This is a genomic window from Bacillus sp. LJBV19 (assembly GCF_017797845.1).
Lineage (GTDB): Bacteria > Bacillota > Bacilli > Bacillales > Bacillaceae > Bacillus > Bacillus velezensis.
In genome coordinates, this window is sequence record NZ_CP072563.1 from 2,469,094 (window position 1) to 2,495,229 (window position 26,136).

Annotated in this window: 35 protein-coding genes and 1 tRNA gene; 8 read left to right on the forward strand and 28 right to left on the reverse strand. The window is 45.2% G+C overall.

The features are described from left to right. Positions 1-29: 29 nt before the first annotated feature. Both sipW and tapA read right to left on the reverse strand, forming a co-directional pair. Complete coding sequence (gene sipW / locus J6600_RS11760; RefSeq protein WP_003153100.1) at positions 30-614, reverse strand: signal peptidase I SipW; 585 nt, start codon at positions 612-614, stop codon at positions 30-32. Beyond that, entirely contained in the window at positions 586-1,257 is a 672-nt protein-coding gene (tapA, locus tag J6600_RS11765; protein ID WP_209387430.1) for an amyloid fiber anchoring/assembly protein TapA, read from the reverse strand. Before tapA ends, sipW begins: the two co-directional genes overlap by 29 nt. Positions 1,258-1,515: 258 nt before the next feature. On the opposite strand from tapA, the gene J6600_RS11770 reads away from it, so the two are divergent. Further along, positions 1,516-1,845, forward strand: a complete 330-nt coding sequence (locus J6600_RS11770) for a DUF3889 domain-containing protein (protein ID WP_012117979.1) — start codon at positions 1,516-1,518, stop codon at positions 1,843-1,845. Positions 1,846-1,885: 40 nt separating this feature from the next. Here J6600_RS11770 and J6600_RS11775 read toward each other — a convergent pair whose 3' ends face one another. From J6600_RS11775 to J6600_RS11815, 9 genes are all read right to left on the reverse strand, one after another. Next, positions 1,886-2,065, reverse strand: a complete 180-nt coding sequence (locus tag J6600_RS11775) for a YqzE family protein (RefSeq protein WP_003153093.1) — start codon at positions 2,063-2,065, stop codon at positions 1,886-1,888. Between the two features lie 56 nt (positions 2,066-2,121). Beyond that, positions 2,122-2,499 carry a competence type IV pilus minor pilin ComGG gene (gene comGG / locus J6600_RS11780; RefSeq protein ID WP_095272391.1) on the reverse strand — a complete coding sequence of 126 codons (378 nt, stop codon included), beginning with the start codon at positions 2,497-2,499 and terminating at the stop codon, positions 2,122-2,124. Beyond that, entirely contained in the window at positions 2,500-2,895 is a 396-nt protein-coding gene (comGF, locus tag J6600_RS11785; protein WP_021494311.1) for a competence type IV pilus minor pilin ComGF, read from the reverse strand. 13 nt (positions 2,896-2,908) lie between these two features. Beyond that, positions 2,909-3,223 carry a competence type IV pilus minor pilin ComGE gene (gene comGE / locus J6600_RS11790; RefSeq protein WP_017418140.1) on the reverse strand — a complete coding sequence of 105 codons (315 nt, stop codon included), beginning with the start codon at positions 3,221-3,223 and terminating at the stop codon, positions 2,909-2,911. Then, on the reverse strand, positions 3,207-3,644 hold the full coding sequence (gene comGD, locus J6600_RS11795) for a competence type IV pilus minor pilin ComGD (protein ID WP_209387431.1): 438 nt from the start codon (positions 3,642-3,644) through the stop codon (positions 3,207-3,209). Before comGD ends, comGE begins: the two co-directional genes overlap by 17 nt. After that, positions 3,634-3,942, reverse strand: a complete 309-nt coding sequence (gene comGC / locus J6600_RS11800) for a competence type IV pilus major pilin ComGC (protein ID WP_014418376.1) — start codon at positions 3,940-3,942, stop codon at positions 3,634-3,636. The genes comGD and comGC overlap by 11 nt, the downstream gene beginning before the upstream one ends. Positions 3,943-3,946: 4 nt before the next feature. Continuing rightward, the gene (gene comGB / locus J6600_RS11805) at positions 3,947-4,984 is read right to left on the reverse strand and encodes a competence type IV pilus assembly protein ComGB (RefSeq protein WP_014418377.1); all 1,038 of its coding nucleotides are present in this window, start codon (positions 4,982-4,984) and stop codon (positions 3,947-3,949) included. Further along, positions 4,971-6,041 carry a competence type IV pilus ATPase ComGA gene (gene comGA, locus J6600_RS11810; RefSeq protein ID WP_209387432.1) on the reverse strand — a complete coding sequence of 357 codons (1,071 nt, stop codon included), beginning with the start codon at positions 6,039-6,041 and terminating at the stop codon, positions 4,971-4,973. Before comGA ends, comGB begins: the two co-directional genes overlap by 14 nt. Before the next feature lie 192 nt (positions 6,042-6,233). Next, positions 6,234-7,184 carry a magnesium transporter CorA family protein gene (locus tag J6600_RS11815; RefSeq protein WP_014418379.1) on the reverse strand — a complete coding sequence of 317 codons (951 nt, stop codon included), beginning with the start codon at positions 7,182-7,184 and terminating at the stop codon, positions 6,234-6,236. A 145-nt stretch (positions 7,185-7,329) separates the two neighbouring features. Between J6600_RS11815 and J6600_RS11820 the strand changes: the two genes are divergently transcribed. Continuing rightward, positions 7,330-8,631 carry a hemolysin family protein gene (locus tag J6600_RS11820; RefSeq protein ID WP_209387433.1) on the forward strand — a complete coding sequence of 434 codons (1,302 nt, stop codon included), beginning with the start codon at positions 7,330-7,332 and terminating at the stop codon, positions 8,629-8,631. A 37-nt stretch (positions 8,632-8,668) separates the two neighbouring features. On the opposite strand, the gene J6600_RS11825 is transcribed toward J6600_RS11820, so the two are convergent. After that, the gene (locus J6600_RS11825; RefSeq protein WP_209387434.1) at positions 8,669-9,499 is read right to left on the reverse strand and encodes an STAS domain-containing protein; all 831 of its coding nucleotides are present in this window, start codon (positions 9,497-9,499) and stop codon (positions 8,669-8,671) included. Positions 9,500-9,570: 71 nt separating this feature from the next. Here J6600_RS11825 and J6600_RS11830 point away from each other — a divergent pair. After that, a tRNA-Gln gene (locus J6600_RS11830) sits at positions 9,571-9,641 on the forward strand. A gap of 64 nt (positions 9,642-9,705) precedes the next feature. Here J6600_RS11830 and J6600_RS11835 read toward each other — a convergent pair. Continuing rightward, positions 9,706-10,086, reverse strand: a complete 381-nt coding sequence (locus J6600_RS11835) for a Spx/MgsR family RNA polymerase-binding regulatory protein (RefSeq protein WP_003153079.1) — start codon at positions 10,084-10,086, stop codon at positions 9,706-9,708. A 235-nt stretch (positions 10,087-10,321) separates the two neighbouring features. Between J6600_RS11835 and J6600_RS11840 the strand changes: the two genes are divergently transcribed. Next, entirely contained in the window at positions 10,322-10,567 is a 246-nt protein-coding gene (locus J6600_RS11840) for a DUF2626 domain-containing protein (RefSeq protein WP_003153078.1), read from the forward strand. Between the two features lie 38 nt (positions 10,568-10,605). Here J6600_RS11840 and J6600_RS11845 read toward each other — a convergent pair whose 3' ends face one another. Beyond that, complete coding sequence (locus J6600_RS11845) at positions 10,606-11,244, reverse strand: MBL fold metallo-hydrolase (protein WP_017418145.1); 639 nt, start codon at positions 11,242-11,244, stop codon at positions 10,606-10,608. A 154-nt stretch (positions 11,245-11,398) separates the two neighbouring features. Between J6600_RS11845 and J6600_RS11850 the strand changes: the two genes are divergently transcribed. Continuing rightward, positions 11,399-11,572 carry a DUF2759 domain-containing protein gene (locus tag J6600_RS11850; RefSeq protein WP_003153076.1) on the forward strand — a complete coding sequence of 58 codons (174 nt, stop codon included), beginning with the start codon at positions 11,399-11,401 and terminating at the stop codon, positions 11,570-11,572. A 32-nt stretch (positions 11,573-11,604) separates the two neighbouring features. On the opposite strand, the gene J6600_RS11855 is transcribed toward J6600_RS11850, so the two are convergent. From J6600_RS11855 to J6600_RS11875, 5 genes are all read right to left on the reverse strand, one after another. Then, positions 11,605-11,919, reverse strand: a complete 315-nt coding sequence (locus tag J6600_RS11855) for an MTH1187 family thiamine-binding protein (protein ID WP_003153073.1) — start codon at positions 11,917-11,919, stop codon at positions 11,605-11,607. 5 nt (positions 11,920-11,924) lie between these two features. Then, positions 11,925-12,962, reverse strand: coding sequence for a YqgU-like beta propeller domain-containing protein (locus J6600_RS11860; RefSeq protein ID WP_209387435.1), 1,038 nt, complete (start codon positions 12,960-12,962; stop codon positions 11,925-11,927). Positions 12,963-13,034: 72 nt separating this feature from the next. Then, positions 13,035-14,162 carry a M14 family metallopeptidase gene (locus J6600_RS11865; RefSeq protein WP_209387436.1) on the reverse strand — a complete coding sequence of 376 codons (1,128 nt, stop codon included), beginning with the start codon at positions 14,160-14,162 and terminating at the stop codon, positions 13,035-13,037. Positions 14,163-14,244: 82 nt separating this feature from the next. Beyond that, positions 14,245-15,207, reverse strand: a complete 963-nt coding sequence (gene glcK, locus J6600_RS11870) for a glucose kinase GlcK (RefSeq protein ID WP_014418385.1) — start codon at positions 15,205-15,207, stop codon at positions 14,245-14,247. Between the two features lie 34 nt (positions 15,208-15,241). Further along, on the reverse strand, positions 15,242-15,451 hold the full coding sequence (locus J6600_RS11875; RefSeq protein WP_007408313.1) for a YqgQ family protein: 210 nt from the start codon (positions 15,449-15,451) through the stop codon (positions 15,242-15,244). Between the two features lie 197 nt (positions 15,452-15,648). Between J6600_RS11875 and nhaC the strand changes: the two genes are divergently transcribed. Then, a complete protein-coding gene (gene nhaC, locus J6600_RS11880; RefSeq protein ID WP_209387437.1) occupies positions 15,649-17,013 on the forward strand; it encodes a Na+/H+ antiporter NhaC in 1,365 nt (454 codons plus the stop codon). Positions 17,014-17,088: 75 nt separating this feature from the next. On the opposite strand, the gene J6600_RS11885 is transcribed toward nhaC, so the two are convergent. From J6600_RS11885 to rpmG, 3 genes are all read right to left on the reverse strand, one after another. Then, positions 17,089-17,262, reverse strand: a complete 174-nt coding sequence (locus J6600_RS11885; RefSeq protein WP_007408311.1) for a hypothetical protein — start codon at positions 17,260-17,262, stop codon at positions 17,089-17,091. Positions 17,263-17,332: 70 nt separating this feature from the next. Further along, a complete protein-coding gene (locus J6600_RS11890) occupies positions 17,333-17,887 on the reverse strand; it encodes a 5-formyltetrahydrofolate cyclo-ligase (protein WP_017418150.1) in 555 nt (184 codons plus the stop codon). 78 nt (positions 17,888-17,965) lie between these two features. Then, a complete protein-coding gene (gene rpmG / locus J6600_RS11895; protein WP_003153056.1) occupies positions 17,966-18,115 on the reverse strand; it encodes a 50S ribosomal protein L33 in 150 nt (49 codons plus the stop codon). A 345-nt stretch (positions 18,116-18,460) separates the two neighbouring features. On the opposite strand from rpmG, the gene J6600_RS11900 reads away from it, so the two are divergent. Both J6600_RS11900 and J6600_RS11905 read left to right on the forward strand, forming a co-directional pair. Beyond that, a complete protein-coding gene (locus J6600_RS11900; protein WP_003153047.1) occupies positions 18,461-18,814 on the forward strand; it encodes a hypothetical protein in 354 nt (117 codons plus the stop codon). After that, positions 18,811-19,275 carry an endolytic transglycosylase MltG gene (locus J6600_RS11905; protein WP_022552954.1) on the forward strand — a complete coding sequence of 155 codons (465 nt, stop codon included), beginning with the start codon at positions 18,811-18,813 and terminating at the stop codon, positions 19,273-19,275. The genes J6600_RS11900 and J6600_RS11905 overlap by 4 nt, the downstream gene beginning before the upstream one ends. 99 nt (positions 19,276-19,374) lie before the next feature. Here J6600_RS11905 and pstB (J6600_RS11910) read toward each other — a convergent pair whose 3' ends face one another. The 6 genes from pstB (J6600_RS11910) to pbpA all read right to left on the reverse strand — a co-directional run bounded on the left by pstB (J6600_RS11910) (position 19,375) and on the right by pbpA (position 26,061). Next, positions 19,375-20,157: a phosphate ABC transporter ATP-binding protein PstB gene (pstB, locus tag J6600_RS11910; RefSeq protein ID WP_209387438.1), complete on the reverse strand. Its 783-nt coding sequence runs from the start codon at positions 20,155-20,157 to the stop codon at positions 19,375-19,377. A gap of 11 nt (positions 20,158-20,168) precedes the next feature. Then, the gene (pstB, locus tag J6600_RS11915) at positions 20,169-20,975 is read right to left on the reverse strand and encodes a phosphate ABC transporter ATP-binding protein PstB (protein ID WP_095272408.1); all 807 of its coding nucleotides are present in this window, start codon (positions 20,973-20,975) and stop codon (positions 20,169-20,171) included. Between the two features lie 18 nt (positions 20,976-20,993). Beyond that, on the reverse strand, positions 20,994-21,878 hold the full coding sequence (gene pstA / locus J6600_RS11920; RefSeq protein ID WP_209387439.1) for a phosphate ABC transporter permease PstA: 885 nt from the start codon (positions 21,876-21,878) through the stop codon (positions 20,994-20,996). Next, positions 21,878-22,807 carry a phosphate ABC transporter permease subunit PstC gene (pstC, locus tag J6600_RS11925; RefSeq protein ID WP_209387440.1) on the reverse strand — a complete coding sequence of 310 codons (930 nt, stop codon included), beginning with the start codon at positions 22,805-22,807 and terminating at the stop codon, positions 21,878-21,880. Before pstC ends, pstA begins: the two co-directional genes overlap by 1 nt. Positions 22,808-22,855: 48 nt before the next feature. Further along, on the reverse strand, positions 22,856-23,758 hold the full coding sequence (locus tag J6600_RS11930; RefSeq protein WP_007408304.1) for a phosphate ABC transporter substrate-binding protein: 903 nt from the start codon (positions 23,756-23,758) through the stop codon (positions 22,856-22,858). Positions 23,759-23,913: 155 nt separating this feature from the next. Continuing rightward, a complete protein-coding gene (gene pbpA / locus J6600_RS11935) occupies positions 23,914-26,061 on the reverse strand; it encodes a penicillin-binding protein 2A (protein WP_095272412.1) in 2,148 nt (715 codons plus the stop codon). Positions 26,062-26,136: the final 75 nt, after the last annotated feature.

Genomic DNA, 26,136 nt, shown 5'->3' on the forward strand with positions numbered 1-26,136 from the left:
CAAATCCTGTCGCCAGGTTGCAACCGTATTCATGTGGAGATGGTTCTCTTTTTCGCATGTTCTTCCAGCGCTTTCGTTTTCCGCTCAATATCGCGGAGGGCGCTGACAATGACTGTTATTGAGTAAATCAAAAGCATGACGCCGGGAACGATTAACAGAATCGCCGTTCCGATCGGCTGGCTGGCCAAATGTATGACATATCCGGCATACGGAAGCTGATATCCCGTATACTGGGCCGCCACTTTTTCAGCTTGAACGGGGGCGGCATCCGGGGCGGCATTATGGTCCCCTTTTGTCTCAAACAGCAGGTTCCCGTCCTTTTTTGTGATCCCGATTATTCTGTGTGTGACGGCTGTTCCGTCATCTTGCGTAAAGGTGATCACATCCCCTTTTTTTAAGTCATTCACGTCAGAAATTTTCTTTACCGCTATGAGCGAACCCGTCTTAAATTCCGGGTCCATTGAACCCGACAGCACGGATTTCAGCGTATAGCCGAAAATGGCCGGCTCACCCCCGGAAGCCCGGGTCGAAATCACCGTTAACGTCAGCACAATAATCAAGCTGAAGATGACGGCATACAAAATATTACTGATCAGTTTCAGCGTTTTTTTCATGTTCTTCCCCGCTTTCTTTTACCGGCTCAGTCGGCTCTTTCTCCGTTTTCTTTAGATCGGAAACGGTCGCCTGTTCCCGGCATTTGACGAGTTTCATCGGTTTTGACCACTCAAATTTTTCTTCGTCGGCCGGGTACCCTTCAGGCTTGTAAACCTTGAATGCGTATATGCCCGGCTGCAAAGACCGTTTTGACTCAATTTTATAAATCGTTTTGCTTTTTTTATCAGTAATAAGCCCTTTATCCACAACATTGCCGTTTCGTAAAGGCTGCTGCTGAGAAGTGATTTTATGGAGCTCCCATTTCCAGTCAGAAACAGTCCGCTCTTTTCCCTTATTCTCCAGCTCGGCATAGAGCTGAAGCGGCGCACACACGGTGCCTGACGTATCAGTTTGATTTGTTATATGTAAATCACTTTGATCCCAGCGTTCGTCATAACGGCAATCGTCATCCGTATATTGAAAATCTCCGCACGTTTGAACCGGGAGACTGAAGCTTTTCACATCATTGAAGGAGGAACTTGTATCACCTGTGAACTGAGCACATATCATCACGGACAGGCAAAAAATGAACGAAAGCCGTAAAAATAGCATCATCCGCCATCTCACCTTGCCCTTTTTTTCCATTCGCAACAATCGGAACATGCCTTACCCCCTGTAAAACTGTTAATAAATATGACAACCGTTCTCTTTAAAGAACTGTATGAACAAAGTATAATCAAGGATTATCGTCTTGAAAAATGTCAAATTCGGTCAAATTGTTCGTTTTTAAGAATGGTATCTTTCAAAAACATCGTTTTGCTTCAAATTACACACCTTTTTGGAATTTTTTCTAATAAAACGTGAGAAAATAACGAGGTGCCTAGCACAAAATGGAAAGTATATACAGCGAAAGGACGAAGAATGATGATCAAACAAAGTCTGATTTGCCTTTCTCTTCTTGTTTTCGGGGTTTCAGGAACAGCTCAGGCGGAAACGGTGCCTTATTATGCTGTTCACCATAAATCAAAATGGGAAAAGTTAGCAGAAAAAGAAGCTAAAAAAAGATATCCGCTCGCCCAAACGTTATTTATTCAAAAGGTGTGGGATCGGAAAAGAACGGACGAAGCAGTCAAGCAATACCACTTGACATTAAGGGATGGCGCAAAAGAATTTGGTGTGTTTGTTACGATTTCTTTTAATCCCTACAGCCAAAAAGTAAATAAAATTGCCGTCATTGAGGAATACCAATAAGGCCCTCCTGTATCAGGAGGACCTTTCGTATGATTCAACTTTATTTTTTCCGCTGCATCCACAGCTTAAAACTGTACGGCAATATTCCGAACCAGTGCTGAGAAGCCGGCACTTTCTTTTCTTTCCGCACTTCTTTTCGCTCTCTCCGTTCCTGTTTCGGCGTATCGAAATATTTAACGAATTGCTCAGTCATATATTTTACATAATCATTTGTTTTCACGGCTCTCACCTCATAGTGCTGTCTTTATTATGAAGTGTTGTCCCGCCGCCTCTTTTTTATACTTCCGTCCATTGAATCAGCTGTTTCTTCTTCTGATCGAACAAAAGGGTAGCCTCCCGTCTCGTGCCTGTCATGGTTTCCGCCTGAATTGTAACCTGAACCGTTTCCCTTCGATCACTCCCGGTGATGTGAAAAGAAACGGTGCCGTACGGAAAACGCTGTGTACCAGTTTGGCCCTTTTGTCCCTGTGTCATATGGCGGCTTGACAGCAGCGCGCCGTTTTGGAGCAGGTTCTCTCCGATCCAGTACTCCCCGGCCTCTTTTGCAAATGTTTTTCGGGTGATGAAATCAGATGAAGTATAGCTGATGACAAGTAAAACTGCGGCAGAAACAAACAGAACCGCGGGATATATAAAACCGTCAGATTTGTACATTTAATCACCTTTAAAAGAGCTGTAAACCGGAATGACCGCCTGATACTTTTTACCTGTAACGCTTGAGATCTCTAATAAGAGCAGGCCGTTTTTCACATCAGCCGTTAATGATGCCGCGTTTTGCAGGATCGGCACGTGGCCTTTTCCGTTTACTCTTTTCCTTATCATCTTATGATAAATTTCAAAACGCACTTCTTCGCCTCCTGTTTTCCGGCATGCTAACGCCCGTCCGCCGTCCGCCGGCTTCACAGTCTCAGCCTGTTTACATTCGTTCATGATCTGCTGAACGGCAATTTGATGCTCCCGGCTGTCTAATCCGCCGTTATCGGTCCGGTTTGATAAGAACAGATGTAAAATCGGGCCCAGGGTGCCTGATAGGAAAAGACAGACTGCCAAGGAGAACAAAACATTAAGAAGCGTAAAGCCAGTCTGTTTTGAGAATGCTGAGGCACATTTCTTTTTCGCCGGGGTCAGCCGCACACACTTTGTAATACTCACCATCCTCCTTCCACTTCACACCGGGAGACGGCGGCTTTTTTCCGGTCATCATATAAGTGCTGATATGTTTCTGAAGAAGCTGGTACGCTTCCTGGCGATCTTCTATTTTCAGGCCATCTGTCAGCATGCCCGTCCAGACCGGAATGATAGACGTCATAAGGAACAGCCAAATGGCCATTGCTGATAGCGTTTCAATAGTAGAGAACCCCTTATTTCCGTTTAGCATGGACATTTCCGCTCCCTAAGTAAACTGTGATCTCATAGGTGAACCCGGCGCTCTTCAATTGAATCTTTCCTCCCGAATTCGGATGGCCTTTTTCGTTAAATTCAAGGCTCTCCGGTAAAGTCACAAGCGTAATGTGAAGCGAATCAAAAGAACGCTCGACAATCCTTCCGCCTGACTGCAGTTTGTATTTATCCTCTTTTGGAAGAAAAGTGATTTTTGTTCTTTTATGTTCTGCGATAGCCGTTTCCTGAGCAAGCTGAATATCTTTTTGGAGCTGTTCTGTTTTTTGCCGCACGGCAAGGTGGGTGCAGACCGGCGGAACCGTCGTGAACAAAACCGTCAGCAGGACGGACGCCAGGCTTAACACAATCAGGCTTTCAAGTAGGGTAAACCCATTTTCTGTCCGCCTGTTATTGTTCAACTGTAACTTCTCCGCCACTAATTAAGATCTGTTTACCATTCGGGCAGGCTGTATTCTTTTTGATATACCCCTCTGATTGTAAATCGTTCATATCCGGCATTTTACCTTCATGGTCGATTTCGTACGCCGTCACTTGGGCTTTCACCATATTCTGCAGTCCTTCACAGCCTTTACGCTGAATGCTTTGATTATGTTTTGTAACGTTAGGAATGGTGATTAAAAGCAGAATGGAAACGATAAATAAAACAATAAGCATTTCAATTAAAGTAAATCCATCTTGATTTTTCAGACGAAGCACTCCCTTACATTTGGTTCATCATCTGGTACATCGGCATCAGCATTGACATGTAGACAATTAAAATCATACCGGCCACAACACCGTAAATGACAGGCTGGAGAATGCCGGTATACTTCGCCGCGTTTTGTTCAAGACGCTCCATCATAAACTGGCTGTACGTATAAAGTTCGCGGTGAAGCCGGCCGTTTGCCTGTCCGTGGCTGACTGCAGCCGCAAGGTCTTTTTCATAGCACGGATGCCCGGAAAGAGCGGATTCTATGGTTTCTCCGGCTTTCAGACGTGTAATGAGCATCTCTGCTTCTTCACGATAAAAAGGCAGAAAAGATTGTTCTTTAAAAGCTGTTAAGCTGTCATAGATAGAAAGGCCGGATTTCAGAAGACTGCTGAGCTGTAAAGAGAAAAAGTAGCTGTTAAAAAGAACGGCCGCTTTTCCTAATAGGGGGATTTTCACAACAATCAGCATTTTATCTTGCGGGGATTTTTTCTTACATAAGAACCAAACGTACAAAAACAAGCAGAAAGCGGCGGACAGCGCCAGTGCGCAGGCTTCATGAAAATGCCGAAAAAATGCAAAGATGAAAGCAGTCGCACCGGATGTATTCATATTCATTGATTGATAAATCCCAGAAAACTGCGGAATGATTAAACTTTGCAGGATATAAAACATGACACAGACGGAAGAAATTAAAAACATCGGATACCGGAGCATTTTTTTGATTTGATTCGTCTGCATGAGCTTTCTCTGTAATAATTCGCCGCTTTGTTTCATCGCCCCCGGCAATTCCCCGTGTTTCTCCGCGAAATAGCAGATAGAGACGGCTTCTTTGTGAAAAGACAGTGCCTCAAGCACTTGGTAAAACGCATCACCTTCCCTCAGCCGTCGGATTCCGTCCGTCAGCTCTGCAAGCTGACGTTTATGCAGCTGGAGTTTCAGCAGTCTGAGCCCTTCAATCAGACTGTATCCTTTTTCCGTCATTTCACCGAGCCTTTTCAAAAAAGCCGCTTGATCCTTCAACGGCCAGGTTCGTTTAATCCGCTTCATGATACACCCACCGATCGTAATTGTCGGTCGTGACATAGCCGAGCGCGATTCCTTTTCTGATCAGCCTGCGGAGCGTCTGATATTGAAAATTGGCGTGCTCTCCCTTTGCTTCCTGAAAGCATTGGGTGAGGTTTTTCCCGTAGAGCAGTTCATAAATGCCCGCACGGCGTGTCTGCCTGTACATCTGGCAGTACACGGAACAGTTTTCCTCTTTGCAGAACGGACATGTTAAATCAACCAGACGCTGAGCGGCAATGGCAATGACGGTTTGTTCAATTTCTGTCATGTTCACGCCGAACTCCAGCAGCCTGTATATGGCGCCCTTAGCATCTCTTGTATGCAGGCTTGAAAGAACGAGGTGCCCCGTCATGGCCGCGCGGACTGCGATTTCAGCCGTCTCGGCATCCCTGATTTCCCCTAAGATGATCATATCGGGATCATGTCTTAAAATCGCTTTTAAACCGGCGGAATATGTGACTCCGGCTTTTTCATTCACCTGAACTTGCAGCACATCCTCATCTCTTGTTTCTACGGGGTCTTCAAGCGTGACAATCCGCCGGTTGAAATGCCGTTTTGCATAGTTGACAAGCGAGTAAAGAGTGGTCGTTTTTCCAGATCCGGTCGGGCCGGTAAACAGAAGCAGGCCGTGCGAATGCTTCAGAAAGGACAATAATGCGGCGCCTGCCCCCCGAAATAAGGACAGTTTATCCAGAGGGGGAATCTGCTGCTTAGGCAAAAGCCTGATGACAAGACTTTCATCATTCATTGTCGGCAAGGTTGACATTCTCAAATGAACGGTTTCTGTCGGAAGCGGCAGAGACAATGACCCGTTTTGCGGCTTTCGTCTTTCTCCTATATCCATGGCCGATAAAAACTTGAAATGAGAAATAAGCCTTACACATTCCTCTTTTTTTAAGACTCTTTTTTTCACAAGAGCATGGCCGATGCGAAAATGAATGAAAGCATCCCTTTCTCTCGGCACAATGTGTATATCTGAAGCCCTTGCCGTATAGGCCTCGTTTATGATGTTCCTGCTGTATGTTTCAATATTTTTCACAAGACTTCCCTCCTTCCGCACGTATTGTAAATCAGATACACAAAAGCCGGCAAAAGAGAGATTATGCGTTTTACACTGTGTAAAACGTAAAAAAATAAAAAACAAGTCCCCTGACATTGATTTACCGAATGAAATCCGGAACCATTCGGCCATTTTCAGCCATCAAAAAAAGCAGGCGAATGCCTGCTCTTCTTAGCGTTTCTTTTCTTTCCGCAAATATTTTTTTTGATGCTCCCTCAAAATGTCCCCTGTCCAGCCTTTGTGCCGCAGATAAATATAAATCAGCAGGGTTGATACAATAATGAGCACGATGGAACAGATATACGCATATTTCCAATGAAGCTCCGGCATGTTATCAAAGTTCATCCCCCAGAGAGCTCCAAGCGCCGTCATCGGTGTAAAGAGTGTTGTAAAGATCGTCAAGGCTTTCACAATTTCATTTCCTCTTTGGGAGGTAATGACTTCCTCGGCGTGCAGCAGATTGCTCAATTCCTGATCAAACTCATTGATATATGTAATTCCTCTTTCCATCTTTTGATGAGCTCTGAGGTAATCTTTCTGCCTGTCATTTTTCGGAAGAAAAGCTTCTTTTAAAGCCATTTCTACTTTTTTAGCCCCCAGTGTAAGACCTTTCCAAATGAACAGCTCATGGCGCAGTTTATGCACATTTTCCAAGATTCCTTTGCTGTTGTCATCATGAATCTGCCATTTCAGCGTCCGCTGCTTCACTTCAAATTCATCCAGTCCGATCAGATAGGAATTCATCAGCTCTCCCAGCAGAACAAAAAAGCCTTCAATCGGATTTTCACAGGTTTGAATCTGCTGTGTGGCATGCTTTTCTTTTACACCGCGCAGCAGCGAAAAATCAAAATTAATTGTAAAAAAGAAGTCTCTCGTAATATAAAAGTGAAATACGGTATGGTTTTTTTCATCATCTAATCCTTGATGATAGATTAAAGAACCGAAAACCGCTTCATTATTCTGATCATTTGTATCTGAGCGCAGAAAGTTTATATGATTTTCATGTTCAAACCACTTTTCGCATTGCGGCCAGTGATTGTGATGGATCATTTTTTTCGCTTCCGTTTTTTCATGCGGACCGAGCTGGTACCACAGCCAGTCCGCACCCGAATGTACCTTCATCTCTTGTCATCCTCCAGTATCGCTTTCTTGTTTTATTACCGTAAATGAAGCAGGCTAAACCAGGTTCGATGTTTGAGCAGCCTTCTACAGTGGTATTATTCCGAAAAAAGGGAGGTGCAAGCCTTCCTTCGCGGAAGGCGTTACATTGTATATCATCAAACTATCTGCCATCGTACTATTTATTTTATTAACGGCGTGTTTTGTCGCCATAGAGTTTTCAATCGTTAAAGCAAGGCGCTCCCGCATTAATCAGCTCATTGAGGAAAATGTAAAAGGAGCAAAAGCAGCCAAGCATGTCATTACACACCTTGATGAATATTTATCGGCGTGCCAATTGGGTATCACCGTCACCGCTTTGGGAATCGGCTGGCTGGGTGAACCGACAGTCAAAGCAATGCTTCAGCCGTTATTTTTAAAAACCGGAGTTCACGAAGCGGTTGCCCAAGTCCTGTCATTGATCATCGCCTTTCTGCTGGTTACATATGTGAATGTCGTCATCGGCGAACTCGCCCCGAAAAGTTTTGCTATCCAAAAAGCCGAGCGGATTACACTTTTGTCTGCCAGACCGATGATTTTGTTTTATAAGTTAATGTTTCCGTTCATCTGGCTGCTCAATCATTCCGCCCGCCTGATTACAGCCATGTTCGGCTTGAAGCCTGCTTCCGAACATGAAATGGCTTATACGGAAGAGGAATTGCGGGTGCTCCTTGCCGAAAGCTATCGAAGCGGCATGATCAAAAAAAGCGAGCTGCATTACGTAAATAACATTTTTACATTTGATAAGCGCACTGCCAAAGAAATTATGGTGCCCCGGAATGAAATGGTGAGCCTGCCGTTAGACAGCGGATCGGGACATATGCTCCGGGACATTATCAAAACAAATAAATATACCCGGTATCCCGTAGTAAAAGGAGATAAAGATCATGTAGTCGGCATCATCAATATAAAAGAAGTTTTATTCAGATTCCTGTCAGAAGGAGCGGCGTTTACAAAACACGAACTCAGCCCTTACATCCAGCCGGCGATCCACGTGATTGAGACGATTCCGATTTATCAATTATTCGTTAAAATGCAGCGGGAACACGCCCATATGGCCATTCTCATTGATGAGTACGGCGGAACTGCGGGATTAGTAACGGCGGAAGATATCATTGAAGAGATCGTCGGCGAAATCCGCGACGAATTTGATACGGACGAAACACCTTCCGTTCAAAAGCTTGGGAAGAACCGCTATCTCCTGAACGCCAAATTGCTGATCAGTGACGTCAATGATGTACTCGGAACAGAGATTACGGCTGATCAAGTCGATACACTCGGGGGCTGGTTTCTTACTCAGCATATTGACGCGAAGCCCGGGAGCACCATAGATTTTGAAAGCTACACATTTACGGTAAAAGAAATCGACAGCCATCATATCATTACGATTGAAGCTGACAAAGCTGAATAGCTGAGGGAGAAATCCCTCCCGGCCATTCAGCTTTTTATCATCTTAATGATTCTTTTACGATAAATCCGTTTTTTGCCAGCGCTTTCGCCAGACTCTGCTCCGTTTTCACCTGAGAAAAATCAATGCCGAGCTTCACGACGGTCTGCGCGATTTCCGGCCTGATGCCTGAGATTGTCGTTTCTATGCCAAGAAGTTTTGTGCTGTCAATCACTTTAAAAATCTGATAAGCGACCATCGTATCCACAATCGGCACACCTGATATATCTAAAAATAAATAAGAAAGCCGGAGCGAGGAACATTGATCAAGCACCGATTCCAAAATCATTTTTGCCCGGTAGGTGTCAATTTCGCCGACGAGCGGCAAAATTCCAATACCGTCGGCAATCGGCATAATCGGCGCGCTTAGTTCGTTAATCATTTCTTTTTGGGCGTTTAATTGTGTAACCGTCACTTTATAATATTCCTCTGTAAATACTTCAATCATATGGTCAATTGCTTTGTTCAGCTTCTCTCCCCAATGGAATACCGCATTCGCCCCAGGCTTCTCAGACATTGTTTCACAGCATGTCTGTATGCGGCTCCAGACCAATCTCCGGAATTCTTTAAAGCTCGTGACGCTTTCATAGACCGGTACTTCATGGACGGCCCGGTCCCTTGCGAACTGAAGCGCCCATTTTGTCAGCTCCTCTTCCCCGCCGTCTTTTTCCGATAAAATGCCGGCAACGATTTCAATTAACAGACGGTGCTGCATTTCCGCTTTCTGATCATCTGAAGGCCGCCCCGATTTTGGTATGAGCAGCCACTGGCGTGTGATTTCACCTGATTCTTCAATTAAGGTTCGAGATAATGTTTCATTCAAATGTTTCACGGGTCTCCTCCATTCAAATTCCTTTGTATGTATAAATCGGCGCCGGACGCACATACTGTAATTACATCCGATGGGCTATAGCCAAGCGGTAAGGCAATGGACTTTGACTCCGTGATCGTTGGTTCGAATCCAGCTAGCCCAGTCCCGCAACCGCAAAAAACGAAGATTAGCTGATAAATTTTGATCAGCGGATCTTCGTTTTTCTCTTATGATACAGATTGATGTACCGTTTTTTTCTTCGTCAGCTTCATCAGTTCTCCCGGATTGTATCCGATAACAAGCTTATTGCGATCGATCAGAATCGGACGCCGCAGCAGTTTCGGCTTCTCAGTCAAAAGCTTCAGCACTTCATTTACAGTCATTTCTTCAATGTTCAGGTTGAGGTTTTTAAATGTTTGGCTTCTCGTCGCCAATATTTCATCAATTCCTTCGGTCGTTAATGATAAGATCTGCTTCAATTCATCAATTGTTGGTGTCTCCCTGAATAGATGGCGCTCTTGAAAGTCAACATTGTGGGCTTTTAACCAATGTTTCGTTTTTCGGCATGATGTGCAGCTCGGGTATGAATAAAAAATAAGTTCTTTCATTTTTAAAAATTCCTCCCTCGGATAATCCGTCTCTTTGTTAACATAAGTACCCTGAACTTTTTTTCATTAAACATATTTCAAAAAAATTTTCGGATCTTTTTCAGAGAGCGGCATAAGATATAAAACACAGGGAAAGACATAAATTCCACAATAAATATAATCATGAAAATGTTTACATTTCGAGTGCCGATCTATTATAATAAACTTCAGATAGACTCTCGGGAGGGGATAAGGAATGAATCGCATGTTCCGGGTGTTAGGATTTTGGACGGGGATATTTGCAGTCATGTTTTTTTTAGGGGGCATGAAAGACGCTTCTCTTTTGTTTTTTGGACAGACGATCTTTTTCGTATTTCTTTCTTATTTGAATCTGACTGAGCGGATGTATATTTATATTTTCGGAGCTTACTTAACCGTATTTTTCGCCGGATTTACATATTACTCAATTTTTATTATGACACCGGGCGGCGGAACCCACTGACAGAAAAAGACAGACCGATTAGGTCTGTCTTTTTTCATTTACAGTGAAAAACCATTAATAAACGGGTTTCGCTCCTGCTCTGTCTGGATATCCGTTTCCGGCCCGTGTCCGCTTAATACAAGTGTATGTCCGGGAAGCGTGAGCAGTTTTTGATGAATGGAATCAAGCAATACGTTCTGACTTCCGCCGTGTAAATCAGTGCGGCCGATGCCTCCCTGAAAGAGCACATCACCTGAAATCACCAGATCCGCGTCCTTCACATAATAAGAAACGCTTCCCGGTGAATGTCCCGGCGTAAACAATGTCTCCAAATGGAAAGGCCCGATGTCCAAAATGCCGTCGCCTTCGATCAGCCGTTCGGCGGGCCGTGCCGTTACGGCGATGCCCCGCAATATGCCTGATCCGTTTAAGGAAGAGTCCTCCAGCCACTTTTCTTCATTTTTGTGAAGATATACGGGAACGTCCCATCTGTCTCTTACTTCGTCAAGCGCGCCGATATGGTCAAAATGAGCGTGCGTCAGTAAGATGGCCAGCGGCTTCAGATTGTTTTCTTTTATGTAATTGTTGATTTTGTCCGCTTCCCCGCCCGGATCAAAAATAAGACAGGACTGATCCTCACTGACGAGAAAATACGCGTTTGCCTGAATCGGACCGGCCGGCATTCGTCTCCATTTCACTTTCATCACCTCTTTATGTATATGCCCTTATTATGAAGGTTTTCTGCGGAAGATTCAATGAATGCGGCCGGGAAAACGCTATCGACAAACAAAATGAAAACGGTTAAAATAAAATGGAAAGATTTTCAGGTTCCAATGACAAAGGAGGAGCATCATGTTACTTGTTGTAATCTTCGGCCTTGTCGCATTATTAGCTGTATTAGGAGTCCTGCGGGCTGTCAGACAGAGAAATATCCTGGGATTTTTGTTAGCCGCCGCCACGCTGGGCGTGTTTGGCTGGTTTACCGTTATGACCGTTGTAACCAGCGGCTATCCGACTGCACATTAAAAGCCTGTATCCAATGGATACAGGCTTATTTTTTATTGCTGCAAATGTTTGCTGACACTTTTGATTTTGCTCTCCAGCGTCGTTTCTTTATCACGTCTGTCATCAATGCGGATATTTGTCGCCACTCTGTGCAGCCCTTTTTGAAACGGGGCTTCGTGAATGTCCTGAATGACTGCGAATAAGTCGCTCAGCTCACCTTCAATCAACGTGTTCATCGGCGTGAGCTGAAATTTGATTTTGCCGGCAGCTTTGTAACCCTCCAAAATGTTTTGCACATCCGCTACATACTCACTGACGCTCGGTGTTTTTGTTCCGATCGGAATGATTGTCACATCTGCAATTGCCATTTGGTTCAAACTCCTTTTTCATTTGTTATGATTGGTTCTGTCATGCCTGTTTTCAGTGAAATCAGACGGTCATACGTAAAGCCGTATAAAGCGTATTCCCCGTTCGGAGAGATCTGAATCGGCTCCATTTCCGTGTTTTTGAGCACCGTCCGCTCCCGTTCGTCTCCTAAGTCAAAGCTGATCAGATTGTAAGAGCGGCCTTCAGGCTTAAATATGTAAAACCGCTTGTGTGTCTGATCGTAATCATATTCCATTGGCGCAAAGCTCTTATACTTTTCTTGGAGAGGAAATCGGTGTGTCACGGATGCCGGCTTTTGGAAAAGGAACTCGCCGTCTCCGTCCGATTGATCCGTTTGTCTGACGGCAATCGTCATGCCCGGGCGGGAATCGGCCCAGATGACGTGATGAAGCACTCTTTTTTCTTTTTTTGTCTGCAAGTCATAAGAATATAAAGGACCCTCTTCCTCCGTTTTTCCTTGCTTAATATATTGGAATTCATCAGTGGAGGTCCAATGGACAAAAGGGGCCTGAACGGGACTCTTTTTTAAAATGCCGTTTTTCATATCGGCCGTATAGGATGTGAAGTCCCATGTTTCAGTAAAAACGGTAATCATCATTTGATACGGGTCATACGGATTCCAAGCCGTCTCCAGCTCATAAGAGTTAAAGGCTTTGTGATAAAGTCTTTTCCCCTGCTTGTTCATAAGCACAAGCTCAGTCTGACCGCTGCTTGTCAGCTGTACGAGAATCAGCTGTTTTTTCCGGCTGATCTTTACATTGACAATATGGCCCTTTGTTTCATAGAGCCGTTCGGATTTTCCGCTGAAAAGATCATATTTCATCAGCTGATGATGTGCTGTATACAGAATCGTTCTGTTATCCAGCCATCCTTCCGTTTTCTCCGCTTCCTTTTTACTGAGCGGAACGATTTTCTGTTCTGCCGATTTTGCCGAAACGCCTGTGTCTTGCTGCTGATGAGATGGTTCACAGGCCGCTAAACACAGAACGAATGCGGACAGCAGAACACAAACCAAGTATCTCACCAGCCTTCCCTCCATTCTTTTCTATTGTCCCATATTTGTTTATGTAAACAAATGAGAAATTTCACAGATGTCTCAAAAAACAAGCGACCTCCACAAAATACCTTCCGTCGCTTGATAAATATCAGCAAACTGATGAAAAGGCAAAGGGTTTTTTCCCTTCCCGAGCTCAATGGTATAGCCCTCTTTTCCATACTGCTGTATAAACCAATCCCTAAAACCGGCATGGCTGTCAATGGTTTTAACGCCTTGATAGCGGTTTCCGCTTATCGCTTCAAACTCCCGAATCATCCGGGATGATTGCTCCGGTTCACATCCTTCGTATCCCCAATAAATCTCTTCTCCCTGCGTATGAAGCGCGATCAGCCTGTCAGGCGGCTGCTCCGTTATCAGCCGGTGCATCGCCTGCGCCTCCGGTTCAGTGAGCGGCGCCGTCCCCGGAAAATCACGGTATGAAGGGGCTTTCGGTTTGCGGCTCTGTTCAATATCCCAATTGGATGGGAAATGTTTATTTAAATCCACACCGTTTATATTCGCCTTCCATTCGCGGAAATCCGGGCGGTGCTCATTTAATTGATGAAGAAATTCATTTTTTTCTGATAAATCTTCACATCCGTAAAGTACGAGATCAACACCGTCGGGGTTTACGAGCGGAACGAATGACAATGATGTCAGGCTGAATATATCAAGCGCAGAGTGCCCGAAAACGGTTTTATTTTCGCATAATGCCGCGCAATATTCTTTACACCATTTAAGCGCGACCGAGGTGGTGATCCATTCATTGGCATGAAATGAGGCGTTTACATGGACTTTTCTTTCAGCCGTATCCGCACCTATTTTCAGCTCATATAGCGGCTTTCCCAATACGGAACTGCCGATTTTACGGCACGTGACAAACGGAAAGACATCCGTTATTTTCTCAATTTCTTCATAAACCGATTGGGAGCCGTACACCTTTTCTTCCTTCACCCATTGATCATCGGAAAGAATCCTTTCACAGTGCCGGATGTATCGCGAAAGCCCGCTCAGCGTCTCAAGCGGCGGACTCTCTGACTGCCCGCACACGGCAAAGCCGGGACAAAATAATTCATCGCTTTCCGCCGTTTTATCAGCGGCTTTCAACAGTTTTTCATCAATTGAAAGCACCTTTGCGATATCTTTCATATGCTGTTTCAATTCAGGTTTGACACGAATTCCCGCCATGTTCATCCCCCTTTTTTAAAAACTATATGACAGGGGAGATAAAAAAAGAAAGCCGCCCGCGATATGGGCAGGCAGACTTTCTTCAGCAGTTTTGATGTTTGAGCCATTCATTTTTGGCAATCCACGCCCCGCCGATGACTCCGGCGTCATTTCCAAGTGCCGCGATCGAAATATCGGCCGCTTCCGCAGAACGCGGGAACGCGGTGATTTTGAAGGTCTCTTCCACTTTTGACCGCAGGATTTCACCCGCTTTAGAGACCCCTCCGCCGAGCACGATTTTCGTCGGGTTCATGGCGCTTGCCAGATTTCCGAGCACGAGGCCTAAATGTTTTGCGACATAATCGACGACTTCAAGCGCTGTCTTATCCTGCTGTTTAGCCGCTTCGAACACGTCACGTGCCGTCAGATCATCCACTTGTAAGAGCGAAGAGTCGGAAACCGCCGCAAGCTTTTCTTTCGCGATGCGGACGATGCCTGTTGCGGACGCAATCGTTTCGATGCAGCCGGATTTTCCGCAGTTGCACGGAGCTCCTCCTTCCGGAATACTGCAAATATGACCGATTTCTCCGCCGGCCCCGTTTTTACCGTGAACGATTTCTCCGTTGACGATGATGCCTCCGCCGACTCCGGTTCCGAGCGTCACTAAAATGACATCTTTGGCCCCGTCACCTGCACCCTTCCACATTTCTCCGAGCGCCGCGATATTGGCATCGTTTTCAATGACGGCCGGAATACCCGTTTCCGCCTCGAGATGGTCTTTCAGCGGATAGTTTTTCCACCCCATATTTGTCGTCTCATAGACCATTCCCGTCGCCATTTCCACGGGTCCGGGCGCTCCCATTCCGATCCATTTTACGATCCGTTTCGGCTTGTTCAGTTCTTCCAGCTTCTGGTCAAGCGCTTTGGCGATCGTGACCGTAATTGTGTTTCCTGATTTATCGGTCGGAACTTCCCATTTATGCTGAATTTCACCGTACATGTTGATAAAGGCCAGCTTGATGGTTGTTCCGCCAAGATCAATCCCCGCAAACCATGTATCTTCCATAATAATCTCCTTTTCTTATTAAAATCCTGCTTTGTTATCTGCCTTTGATCCGCTCCGATTCTCTCTGAAGAACTCCGGCGGCTTTTTGCCATAATTCTCTTTCAATCACGTTTGACAAGTACATTTCCTTTAATTCATCTTTCATAAAGTCAATTTCGGCTTGTCTGTCACCGAAATAAACGATATGTCCGAATGACTTAAACAGCTGCTGCACGTCATAAAATGAATTCATCTTCTTCACCATTTCTATTCTTCTTAGTATAAGCGTATTTCATCACTGATCCGGGCGTCAAGCAAAAAACGATTGGAGAAAATATCCATGTATTATTTTCATAAATTGTATATTCAAAATTGTAAAAAAACACTCATTTATGCGTTTTTCTGTTACAATACTTTCGTGCCCAAAAGCACAAAAGGATTAAAGTTTGATGGGGTGTTGTTTTGAAACAAGAAAAAAGGCTGACGTTCATCTCAGCCATCAGTTTATTTGTCTTGATGTTAGCAGTCATTATTTCCTGCCTGTTTTTCTTTCATACAGAGCCGCATATGCCGCTGTTCTTTTGCGTCATTATTCTGTCTCTGGCAGGTTTGTGGCTCGGTTTCTCGTGGGACAGTCTTGAAAAAGGAATTGTCAGCGGATTGAAAAACGGTGTGCAGCCGATTATCGTGCTGGCTTTGATCGGTGTGCTGATCGGCGCCTGGATGTACAGCGGCGCCATTCCCACCGTCACCGTTTACGCTTTGTCAATTATACAGCCGAGTCAGCTGCTTTTGACCGCATTATTTTCCTGCATGATTATCAGCACGCTTGTCGGCTCAAGTCTGACAACTGTCAGTACAATCGGCGTCGCGCTGTTAGGGGTAGCAAGCGCGGCGGGAGTTCCGCTCGAATGGACGGCGGGAGCAGTCATTTGCGGGGCTTGTTTCGGTGATAAAATGTCACCGATGTCCGACACGACGAATTTTGCCGCCGGAATCGGCGAAATTCCGATTTTTAAGCATATTCGCCATATGATGGGCACTACCGTTCCGGCACTGCTGATCACGATTGTTCTTTTTTATATTCTCGGTTCATCGGTTTCAATAAATGCCGCTTCAACGCAAAATATTGAGGCGGTCATTTCCGGAATGAAAGAGGCCGTGCACGTTACGCCTTGGTCGCTTCTTTCACCTCTGTTGGTGATCATTTTAGCTGTGAGACGGGTTTCCGTGATTCCGGTGCTTACCGCCGGTATTATTTCCGCAGGGCTTCTGACTGCTGTTTTTATTCCTGACAGCAGCATTCAAGGATTTATATCCGCCCTGCAAAGCGGGACGGCGTTTAAAACCGGCGACCAGGCTGTGGCCAGCATTATCAACAGGGGCGGGCTCCAATCGATGATGGGATCAGTCTCTCTGATCATGATCGCCTTTGCGCTCGGCGGCCTGATGGAAAAAACGGGCCTGATCGCGGCGCTGCTTCAAGGATTGATAAAAGGCGTGCATACGAAAGGACGTCTTGTCATGGCGACCGTCTTCTCAAGTATAGGCGTAAACCTTGCGACAGGTGAGCAGTATTTGTCGATCTTAATTCCGGGTCAATCTTATAAACCTTTATATGACAAGCTCAGAATTAAGCGGATTCACCTTGCGCGGTCGCTTGAGGACGGCGGAACATTGATCAACCCGCTGATTCCCTGGGGAGTAAGCGGCGCTTTTATGGCAAGCGCATTAGGGGTTTCCGTCATCGACTACCTGCCGTTTACCTTTTTCCTGTACATTTCTCCTATGATCTCAATTCTGCTCGGTTTCCTGAAAAAAAGCTGACAATACGAGAAAACCTGCCGTTTTTTACCGGCAGGTTTTCTTATGCAAAAAATCCCGCTGAAAAACGGGATTTGTTTAAAATGCCTGCTGAATGAATTTGTTTCTGATAAACGGTATTTTTAAAAAGAAATGAATGAATGACCGTCTGATCCCCGGCTGGCTGAGCACGCTGTTCATCAGACGGTAGCGGTTTTGGTAAACGGCTAAAACAGATACGGCGCATAATGAGTAGATCAACAATTTTTTCATCTTATCCCTCCTGCCCCTATCGTTTGTCAAACAGCGAGAATTATTCCGGTGCAAGAAGTTTTTTATGCGATTAAGCGATGGTTTCAGATTCAGTCACGATCATATCGACCGGAATATCGTGGGGCATGCGGGGAATGCGGTCTGTCAGCTGGCAGTCAAAGAGAAGCGACACGGTACGGCCTTTATAACCGGAGAGGTACCGATCATAATATCCTCCGCCGTATCCGATTCTGAAGCCTTCCCGGTCAAAAGCCACGCCGGGCACAATCACAAGGTCAATGTCTTTTTGGGCGGCTTTTTCCGTCAGGCTCTCGATCGGTTCACTGAGGCCCGCATATACGGTTTCCAGCTGATCATACGCAGAAAATGTACGGAACTCCATCGCTCCCGTCTGCGGAAAGCATTTTGGGATACAGACTTGTTTTTTCTCTTTCCAGGCCTGTTCAATAATCGGCCGTGTCGGAATTTCCAGGCGTGTCGAGATGGTAACGGCGATCACGCGGGCCTGTTTCCATTCTTTTAAAGAAAACAGCGTTTCACGCATGCTGCGGCATTTTTTCTCCCATTCACTTTCTGTCATGTCAGAAAGCTTTGCTTTTATATCGGTTCTGATTTGTGCTTTCACGTTTGTCAAACCTCCCTGAAAGACAAAAAAGCCAGAACTTTATTGAAAGCTCCAGCTTTTTCCGCTGTTTTAAACAGCTTATTTTGTTTCACGGTGTAACGTAGATTTTTTATCACGTGGGCAATATTTTTTAAATTCAACGCGGTCCGGATTGTTGCGTTTGTTCTTTTTAGAAATATAGTTACGCTCACCACATTCAGTGCAAGCCAAAGTAATATTAACGCGCATTATTTTCCCTCCAAACTAAATATCATTTACTTATTCAGACTTATATATAATACCACTATAATGGACGGAATGCTAGAGTGATTTACATAAATGTTGTTTAAGTGCAGAAAACATCAGTTTACGCTTCTGATCCTCTGAATGAGCCTGCGTCAGATGAAGGGAAAATATGACGAAACAGGACAAAAAAGGACTTTCTGATACGAAATCTATAGAGAAATAACCGTTTGCTCCCCGAATAAAAAAGATTTCCCGACAAAATTCCGTTTTTTTCTCTATTTCCTTTAGAATGGCGGCGTTTTATGGTATAAAAAAGAAGGGCAAATTAATAATAGAAGGTGATGAAACGTGGAAATTGCTATTATTGCGTTGTTTATCGTCAGTATAGCGCTTATTGCATTCTCATATTCTCAAAGAGATCCGATGAAAGACGTGGAACAGGAGCTTGAAACGCTTCAGCTTTCCGCCATGCAGGAAATTTACAAGTTGAAAAAGAAAATGACGGTGCTTGAAGAAGAATTGCTGGAAACCAACCTCGTGATCCGCAAAGCCAAAAGCAGCGGCATTAACCAAAAAATCGCCAAACAAATCATTTCAAAATATAACAACGGAATGTCTGCGGAAGCCATCGCAAAAGCGGAGCACGTGTCTGTCGAGGACGTCAATACCATTATTAAAGATAATGAGAAGGTGCTCGTATGACAAAACGGGGCATTCAGGCTTTTGCAGCAGGCATGATTTTAGCGACGGCCGTTCTCGCCGCTGTCTTCTATTTGACTGACCATGACCAGGCAGCCGCCGTTAAAACCGAAAAAACAGCATTGACAGAAAAAGAAGTAAACAGCTACCTCGACGATCAGCAAAAAGTCTCCGTCAACCGGGATGACTATCAAAAACTTCTTGATTCTAAAGAAAAATCGTTAAACAACGACCAAAACACAGACGACAAAAAGAAAAAAGTAACATACAAACTGACGATTAAAAACGGAATGAGCACTGCTGATGTGTCATCCATTCTTGAAAAAGAAGGGATTATTCCTTCAGCGAAGGACTTTAATGATTACGTCATTGACGCAGGCTACCATAAAGAAATCCGCGCCGGCCATTTCAAAGTCGACTCAGATATGAGCTTTAAAAAAATCGTCAAAACATTAACCCGCTAAAAAAGCTTGCAGGCATCGTCCATTCAGATGGATACGGCCGGCAGGCTTTTTTAATAAGCAATATAAAACGGACCCGGTCAATGGCCGGGCCCGTTTTTTTCATCCGAATTTTCCGGTGATATAATCATGTGTTTTTTGATGATCCGGCTGAGAAAATATTTTGTCCGTATCCCCCCACTCTACCAGTTCGCCCATATAGAAAAACGCGGTTTGATCAGAGACCCTCGCAGCCTGCTGCATGTTGTGCGTCACAATGACGATTGTATACTTTTCTTTCAATGTCAAAATCAGCTCTTCTATTTTCCGTGTGGATACGGGGTCGAGAGCGGACGTCGGTTCATCCATCAGAAGGACGTCCGGTTTGGTGGCGAGCGCCCTTGCGATGCACAGCCGCTGCTGCTGACCGCCTGACAGTGAAAGCGCCTGGTGGTGAAGGCGATCTTTCACTTCATCCCAGAGCGCAGCTGCCTTTAAAGATTCCTCGGCGATTTCAAGCAGTTTCTTTTTATTTTTTTCGCCGTGAATTCTCGGACCGTACACGACATTCTCAAATATTGACTGCGGAAACGGATTTCCTTTTTGAAACACCATACCGATTTGTTTTCTTAATTCTGCCGCATCCGTCTTTTCTTTCAGCAGATTGCGCCCGTTATAGATCATGTCACCTGTCACTTTGACATTCGGAGCCATTTGCAGCATTAAGTTTAATGTTTTAATAAAAGTGGATTTCCCGCAGCCGGACGGACCGATGATCGCAGTTACCTTCCGCTCCTCAAAACCGATCGTAATGTCTTTTAAAGCCTGATGGGCTCCGTACCATACGTTCATGCCGTAAATATCAAATAAATTCTGTGTGTGCACCGCTTCCTTCACAAGGCTCACAGTCCTTCCCCCTATCCGAACTTTCCGTTAATGTAGTCATCTGTCTTTTGCGCTTTAGGACTCGTAAAAATTTGTTCTGTCTGCCCGTATTCCACCACTTCCCCGTTTAAAAAGAAAGCCGTTCGGTCAGACACCCTCAGCGCCTGCTGCATGTTATGCGTAACGATAATAATCGAATAATCTTTTTTCAGTTCTGTCAAAAGCGTCTCGATTCTGGCGTTTGAAATAGGGTCCAGAGCTGAAGCCGGTTCATCTAAAAGAAGCACGGCAGGTTTCATCGCAAGCGTACGGGCGATGCAAAGGCGCTGCTGCTGGCCGCCTGATAACGAAAGAGCCGATGAATGAAGCCGGTCTTTGACTTCATCCCAAAGCGCAGCCTTCGTTAAGCTTTCCTCGACCGCATCATCCAAAACGGCTTTCCTGCGTTCCCCCGCATACTTCAGCGCATGTGTGATGTTATTGTAAATGGATTTCGGGAACGGATTCGGTTTTTGAAACACCATACCGATCTCCCGTCTGAGAGACACGACATTAATCGCTTCTCCCAAAATATTCAGCCCTTCATAAAGGATCTCTCCCTCGCTTCTTGCCGAAGGAATGGCATCGTTCATTCTGTTAATCTGTCTCAAAAATGTTGATTTCCCGCAGCCGGACGGACCGATCAGAGCCGTCACCGCATGTTTTTCAATATCCATGTTTACATCTTTAACCGCTTGTTTGTCACCGTAATAAATTGATAAATGCTTCACTTCCAAAATTGAAGACTCCGGCGAACACTTTGTCTGTTCCGCATGTTCCCTGATGATGTGATCAATCATGTTTTCGCCTCTTTCCGATTAATTTGCCGTAAGCTTTTTATAAATGACAGATCCGAGCCATCTTGCACAAAGGTTAAACAAGAGCACCGAAATCACCAGCACCGCCGAGCCGCCGTTTGCAATCGCTTCGGCGTCAGAGATGATTCCCTGCGTATTGACACTCCATATATGAACCGCCAGCGTCTCAGCCGGCCTGAAAATGTTGAAAGGAGATGATTCAGAAAACGGGTTCAAATCCGTAAAGTTCAGCCGCGGCGTTGTCAGTCCCGCTGTAAATAACAATGCGGCCGCTTCTCCGAATACTCTTCCTGATGCGAGAATGGCTCCGGTTAAAATCGAAGGAATCGCACTCGGAATCAGCACCGTTTTGACGGTATGCCATCTCGATACGCCTAAAGCGAGAGAAGCTTCTTTCAGCTCCTTAGGAACTGCAGTGAGCGCGCCTTCTGTCACCCGGACCATAACGGGAAGGTTAAAGACGGTTAATGCGAGCGCGCCTCCGATAATCGTGTAGCCCCATCCGGTCAGGTTGACAAACATCAGCATGCCGAACATCCCGATGACAATGGACGGAAGCGAAGACAGCACCTCAATACACGTTCTGATAAAATCAGTGATTTTATTTTGGGGCGCATATTCTGCCATAAAGACGCCGCCCCCCACACCAAGCGGTATCGTGATCAGCATGGTGATAAACAGAATGTAAAAGGAGTTAAAAAGCTGATCCCGTATTCCGCCGCCTGACGCAATGGCGCTCGATTTTGACGTAAGAAAATGCAAGGAGATTTCAGAGACGCCGTGAATAAGAATGTACAAAAACAATCCTGCCAAAATCGCCGCGATTACAGCGGCGCATAACCCGAATACACCGGTGGCCAATTTATCCGTTATTTTCCGGTTCATTACACTTTCCTCCTAGATGACAAGTAGCGTATGAGCAATATAAACAGAAACGACATGATGAGAAGAACAAGCCCCATAGACCATAACGTATTATTTTCAATACTGCCGTATGTGGTATGGCCCATGTTTAACGTAATAATCGTCGTTAATGTTCCCGCCGTATCAAGCAGGCTTTCCGGCAGAAGCTTTGTATTTCCGATAACCATCTGTACGGCGAGTGCTTCTCCGAACGCTCTTGCCATCCCGAGCACGACAGCGGTCAGCAATGTCGGAAACGCCGCCGGGATAAGCACCTTTCTGATTGTCTGCCACCTCGTCGCACCAAGCGCATATGAACCGTCGCGAAGGTGTTTCGGAAGTGACGCAAGCGCATCAGCGGAAATCGATGTAACAGTCGGCAGAATCATTACCGAGAGTACGATCGTCCCCGCCAGAAGGCTGTGACCCGTTCCGCTTGATTTAAAAGAGCCGATAAACGGAACCAATACTGTAAGACCTATGAATCCATAAACGACGGACGGAATGCCGACAAGCAGCTCAATTACCGGCTGCAGCACCTTTTTTCCCCAAGTCGGCGCAATTTCCGTCATAAACACGGCACCCGCAATACCGAGGGGCGCTGCGATCAGAGCGGACAGAACGGTGACCGCAAATGATCCGAAAATAAAAGGCAGCGCGCCGAACTCAGGTTTTGCCTGGGTTGGATTCCAATTCAGACTTGTTAAGAACTCAATCGGGCTTACACCATTTACAAAAAAAGATTGCAGCCCCTTTATGCCGAGAAAAATTGTGATCGCCGCTGATGCCGTAATGATAATCGCGGCACACACAGACACAATCACCCTTCCGCGGACTTCATCCAATTGCCTGTTTTGTTTTGAGCTTATTAAGCGTTCGCTTACAGACTCTTTTTCTCTGTGATTTATCATTTGTTTACACTCCTATAAAGAAGAAGAGGCGGGGAGCCCGCCCTCCCCTCAGCTTTGCTTGCCGTTTGCGTCACGTGTGACTTTCATATCAGAGATCGGAATGTAGCCTTGATCTTTTACGATACTTTTCTGTACTTCATCGCTGTTCATATAGTCAAGAAACGTTTTTGTAAGGCCTGACGCTTCTCCTTTCGTATAAGAGTGCTCGTAAGCCCAAATCGGATACTCGCCTGTGACGACGTTTTTCTCTTCCGGTTTGATGCCTCCGATCGATAAAGGCGTTACTTTGTCATCGTTTATATAAGAGAATGCCAGATAACCGATTGCTCCCGGCGTTTCAGCAATGATTTTTTTAACTGTATTGGAGGAATCCTCTGTAATGCCCTCAGCAGGATCTGCTCCGTCAAGCGCGTATTTGACGAACGTAGCGCGTGTTCCTGATGAATCAGGACGGTTCACGAGTGTAATTTTTTGATCTTTACCGCCAAGCTCTTTCCAGTTTTTAATTTTTCCTGTAAAGACGTCTGTCAGCTGTTTTTTGGTTATATCCTTTACGCCCGCACCGGGGTTGACCGCAGCCGCCATCGCCACTACCGCTACTCGGTGGTCTTTTAGGGCTTTCGCATCAATGCCTTCTTTTTCTTCAGCAAAGACATCTGAGTTGCCGATTTGCACTGCCCCTTCAGACACTTGCGAAAGACCTGTTCCTGAACCCCCCGCTTGCACCTGCACATCAGCATCCGGATGTTTTTCCATAAACTTTTCCGCCGCTGCCAGTACTAACGGCTGCATGGCTGATGAACCAGAAATGGTTAAAGAACCTGATGCTTTTTTATCCTCACTTGCAGATTGACTGTCTGTCTTGCCGCTTTCCTTTGCATTTCCGCATGCTGCAGCAACAATCATAACAGCAGCCATCAGAAGCATAAGCATCCATTTGTTTTTTTTCATTTCCTGAATTCCCCCTGCATTTAATGTGTAATTTGTCCTACACGTATAGAGTAAAGGGTTCTTGTAAAATGCGTATAAATCAAGTGTTAAGGTTTTGTAAATCCGGATGTTTTTTTGTATAAAAAAAACGCTCACAAGTTGTGAGCGTTTTTCTGTTAGTTGTTTGTATTGCCGTTTTCAGCGTCTTCCTGAATTTTATCTTCGTTTTTCTGCTTCGTATTATTATCTTCTTGTTTCTTTTTCAGCTCAAAGTATTTGTCCAGAGCTGCTCTTCCTATATCATCCGTAATCGAATATCGATCGCTGTAATTAATATAGGCCCAAGGAACGACTACAGAAATAGCCACTTCCGGATTATCAGCAGGTGCATACGCGACAAGAGTCGTGTTATATGTTGCTTCACCCGTCTCTGATTTGTCAGGACCGTCATAGAAAGATTGCGCGGTACCCGTTTTACCGGCAGGACTGTATGTCGCAGTCGCAAAATCAGTTGCGGCTGTCCCTTTTGTCATGACGCGTCTGAAACCTGCCTGCACTTCTTTAATGTCTGCATTATTCATATCAATCTTGTTCAGTACTTGGGGCTGAACAGACTCTACAACGGCTCCGATTCCTTTTTTCGAATCAGGCTGCCTGACCTCTTTTACAAGCTGAGGTTTCAAACGATAGCCTCCATTGGCGATTGTAGATACATACTGCGCCATTTGCAGCGGTGTAAACGTATCATACTGTCCGATGGCAAAGTCTAACAGAAGACCGGAAATTCGCTGTGACCCTTGGTACCCGGTCGCTTCATTCGGAAGATCAATCCCCGTCTTAACTCCGAGTCCGAACTGATTGAAGTAGTATCTGAAAGTATCGAATGCCTTCATATCAAGCGGCAGGGACTGGCCTTTTTTGTACTCCCCTTTACCGACGGCAATCGCCGTTTTGAACATGAACACGTTTGATGATTCCTGAAGCGCTTTTTGGATATCTACGGGACCTAAATTCGTCCATGATTTTTTCGGGTTTTTACTTCCCTTGAAATACATAGGTTCATCCTGAAAAACGGTGTTCAAATTAATCGCGCCCGTCTGCAGTCCGGTCAACACCGTCGCTCCTTTGACCGCCGATCCCATTGCGTAGGAGGAAGTCATTGCGCCGAGGGCATAATCATTAATTTTGTACTTTCCATGATCATTCGTAATCTGTTTGCCGGCCATCGTCAGCACTTCTCCGTTTTTCGGGTTCATCATGACGACGAAGGCCCGATCAAGAAGCTTCGTGCTCGGTCTCGCTTTTGCCGATCTTAAATTTTTCTCAATGATTTTTTCAACGGATTTCTGCAGGTCCATATCAATGGATAAAACAAGGTCTTTGCCGGCCTGTCCTTTTGAAATCACTTTGCTGCCCGTGACATTTCCGGATGAGTCGGTTAAGTTCTGCACTTTCTCTTTTTGACCCTGCAGCAGGCTTTCATATTGATATTCTAAATAGCTTTTTCCGACCCTGTCATTCCGGCTGTAGCCGAGTGACAGATAGTGATCCAGCAGGTTGGACGGAAGACCTTCGTTCGAACTGGATACACTGCCGAGCAATGTCCGGATCAGGCTTTTATAAGGATAAGACCGTTCCCAGTCAGACGTCACGTCAACCCCCGGCAGTTCATCTAAATGTTCGCTGACGACGGCCATTTCTTTTGCCGACACGCCTTCATTTTTGATGTATTGAGGCGTCAGGGAGTATCCTGAATCCATCTGTCTTTTGATCGCAAGGATCTGCATGTCTTTTGAAGTGAGCTCATTCAGCTGTTTGTCTGTGATGCGTTTCAGCTGAAGCTGATATAAATCATCGTCAGACAGTTTTTTGTCTTCAGCTTTTTGGTTTTCTTCAGCCGTAATCAGTTTTTTCGCTTCATCAGGCCTCGTTAACATCCAATAGTCTTTTTTATCCCGCTCAGTCACCTTTTTGGTGCTTACCTTAATCATACCCGCCAGTTTTTTTGCGATTTTTAAACGCTGCGCCTGGGTGGTTGAGGCTGAACGTGTATATGTAATCGCATTTAATGCTTTATTCGTTACGATGGGATTTAGGTTCCGGTCGTATATTTTCCCTCTCGGAACCGCCGTGCTGACATCAGACTCCTCTTGCTTATTAGCGGCGTTTTTATAATCATCACCCTGAACGATCTGCTTGATGCCAAGCTCGACGATAATCCAAGTGAAAATAAGAAACGCAACCAAAAACAAAAAATTAAGCCGGATCGGCAGTGATTTTTTCTTTTCTTTGTTTACAGCTATTTTCTTTTTATTTCTCCTCATGACATCACCTTTTCTTATTTACAGAAAGAAATGACACCTTCTGTTCAGGTGCCATTTTTCATTCTAAAGGTTTTT

What these genes read in the sequence shown, in the direction of transcription:
- pstB (WP_095272408.1), bottom strand. Translation starts at nt 20,975, where the DNA reads ATGATTGATCACATCATCAGGGAACATGCGGAACAGACAAAGTGTTCG.
- pstC (WP_209387440.1), bottom strand. Translation starts at nt 22,807, where the DNA reads ATGATAAATCACAGAGAAAAAGAGTCTGTAAGCGAACGCTTAATAAGC.
- J6600_RS11840 (WP_003153078.1), top strand. Translation starts at nt 10,322, where the DNA reads ATGAATCGCATGTTCCGGGTGTTAGGATTTTGGACGGGGATATTTGCA.
- J6600_RS11930 (WP_007408304.1), bottom strand. Translation starts at nt 23,758, where the DNA reads ATGAAAAAAAACAAATGGATGCTTATGCTTCTGATGGCTGCTGTTATG.
- comGB (WP_014418377.1), bottom strand. Translation starts at nt 4,984, where the DNA reads ATGAAGCGGATTAAACGAACCTGGCCGTTGAAGGATCAAGCGGCTTTT.
- pbpA (WP_095272412.1), bottom strand. Translation starts at nt 26,061, where the DNA reads ATGAGGAGAAATAAAAAGAAAATAGCTGTAAACAAAGAAAAGAAAAAA.
- J6600_RS11850 (WP_003153076.1), top strand. Translation starts at nt 11,399, where the DNA reads ATGTTACTTGTTGTAATCTTCGGCCTTGTCGCATTATTAGCTGTATTA.
- pstA (WP_209387439.1), bottom strand. Translation starts at nt 21,878, where the DNA reads ATGAACCGGAAAATAACGGATAAATTGGCCACCGGTGTATTCGGGTTA.
- J6600_RS11855 (WP_003153073.1), bottom strand. Translation starts at nt 11,919, where the DNA reads ATGGCAATTGCAGATGTGACAATCATTCCGATCGGAACAAAAACACCG.
- rpmG (WP_003153056.1), bottom strand. Translation starts at nt 18,115, where the DNA reads ATGCGCGTTAATATTACTTTGGCTTGCACTGAATGTGGTGAGCGTAAC.
- comGE (WP_017418140.1), bottom strand. Translation starts at nt 3,223, where the DNA reads ATGCTAAACGGAAATAAGGGGTTCTCTACTATTGAAACGCTATCAGCA.
- J6600_RS11885 (WP_007408311.1), bottom strand. Translation starts at nt 17,262, where the DNA reads ATGAAAAAATTGTTGATCTACTCATTATGCGCCGTATCTGTTTTAGCC.
- tapA (WP_209387430.1), bottom strand. Translation starts at nt 1,257, where the DNA reads ATGTTCCGATTGTTGCGAATGGAAAAAAAGGGCAAGGTGAGATGGCGG.
- J6600_RS11875 (WP_007408313.1), bottom strand. Translation starts at nt 15,451, where the DNA reads ATGGTGAAGAAGATGAATTCATTTTATGACGTGCAGCAGCTGTTTAAG.
- J6600_RS11835 (WP_003153079.1), bottom strand. Translation starts at nt 10,086, where the DNA reads ATGAAAGAACTTATTTTTTATTCATACCCGAGCTGCACATCATGCCGA.
- J6600_RS11865 (WP_209387436.1), bottom strand. Translation starts at nt 14,162, where the DNA reads ATGGCGGGAATTCGTGTCAAACCTGAATTGAAACAGCATATGAAAGAT.
- comGG (WP_095272391.1), bottom strand. Translation starts at nt 2,499, where the DNA reads ATGTACAAATCTGACGGTTTTATATATCCCGCGGTTCTGTTTGTTTCT.
- J6600_RS11905 (WP_022552954.1), top strand. Translation starts at nt 18,811, where the DNA reads ATGACAAAACGGGGCATTCAGGCTTTTGCAGCAGGCATGATTTTAGCG.
- J6600_RS11815 (WP_014418379.1), bottom strand. Translation starts at nt 7,184, where the DNA reads ATGAAGGTACATTCGGGTGCGGACTGGCTGTGGTACCAGCTCGGTCCG.
- J6600_RS11770 (WP_012117979.1), top strand. Translation starts at nt 1,516, where the DNA reads ATGATGATCAAACAAAGTCTGATTTGCCTTTCTCTTCTTGTTTTCGGG.
- sipW (WP_003153100.1), bottom strand. Translation starts at nt 614, where the DNA reads ATGAAAAAAACGCTGAAACTGATCAGTAATATTTTGTATGCCGTCATC.
- glcK (WP_014418385.1), bottom strand. Translation starts at nt 15,207, where the DNA reads ATGGAAGATACATGGTTTGCGGGGATTGATCTTGGCGGAACAACCATC.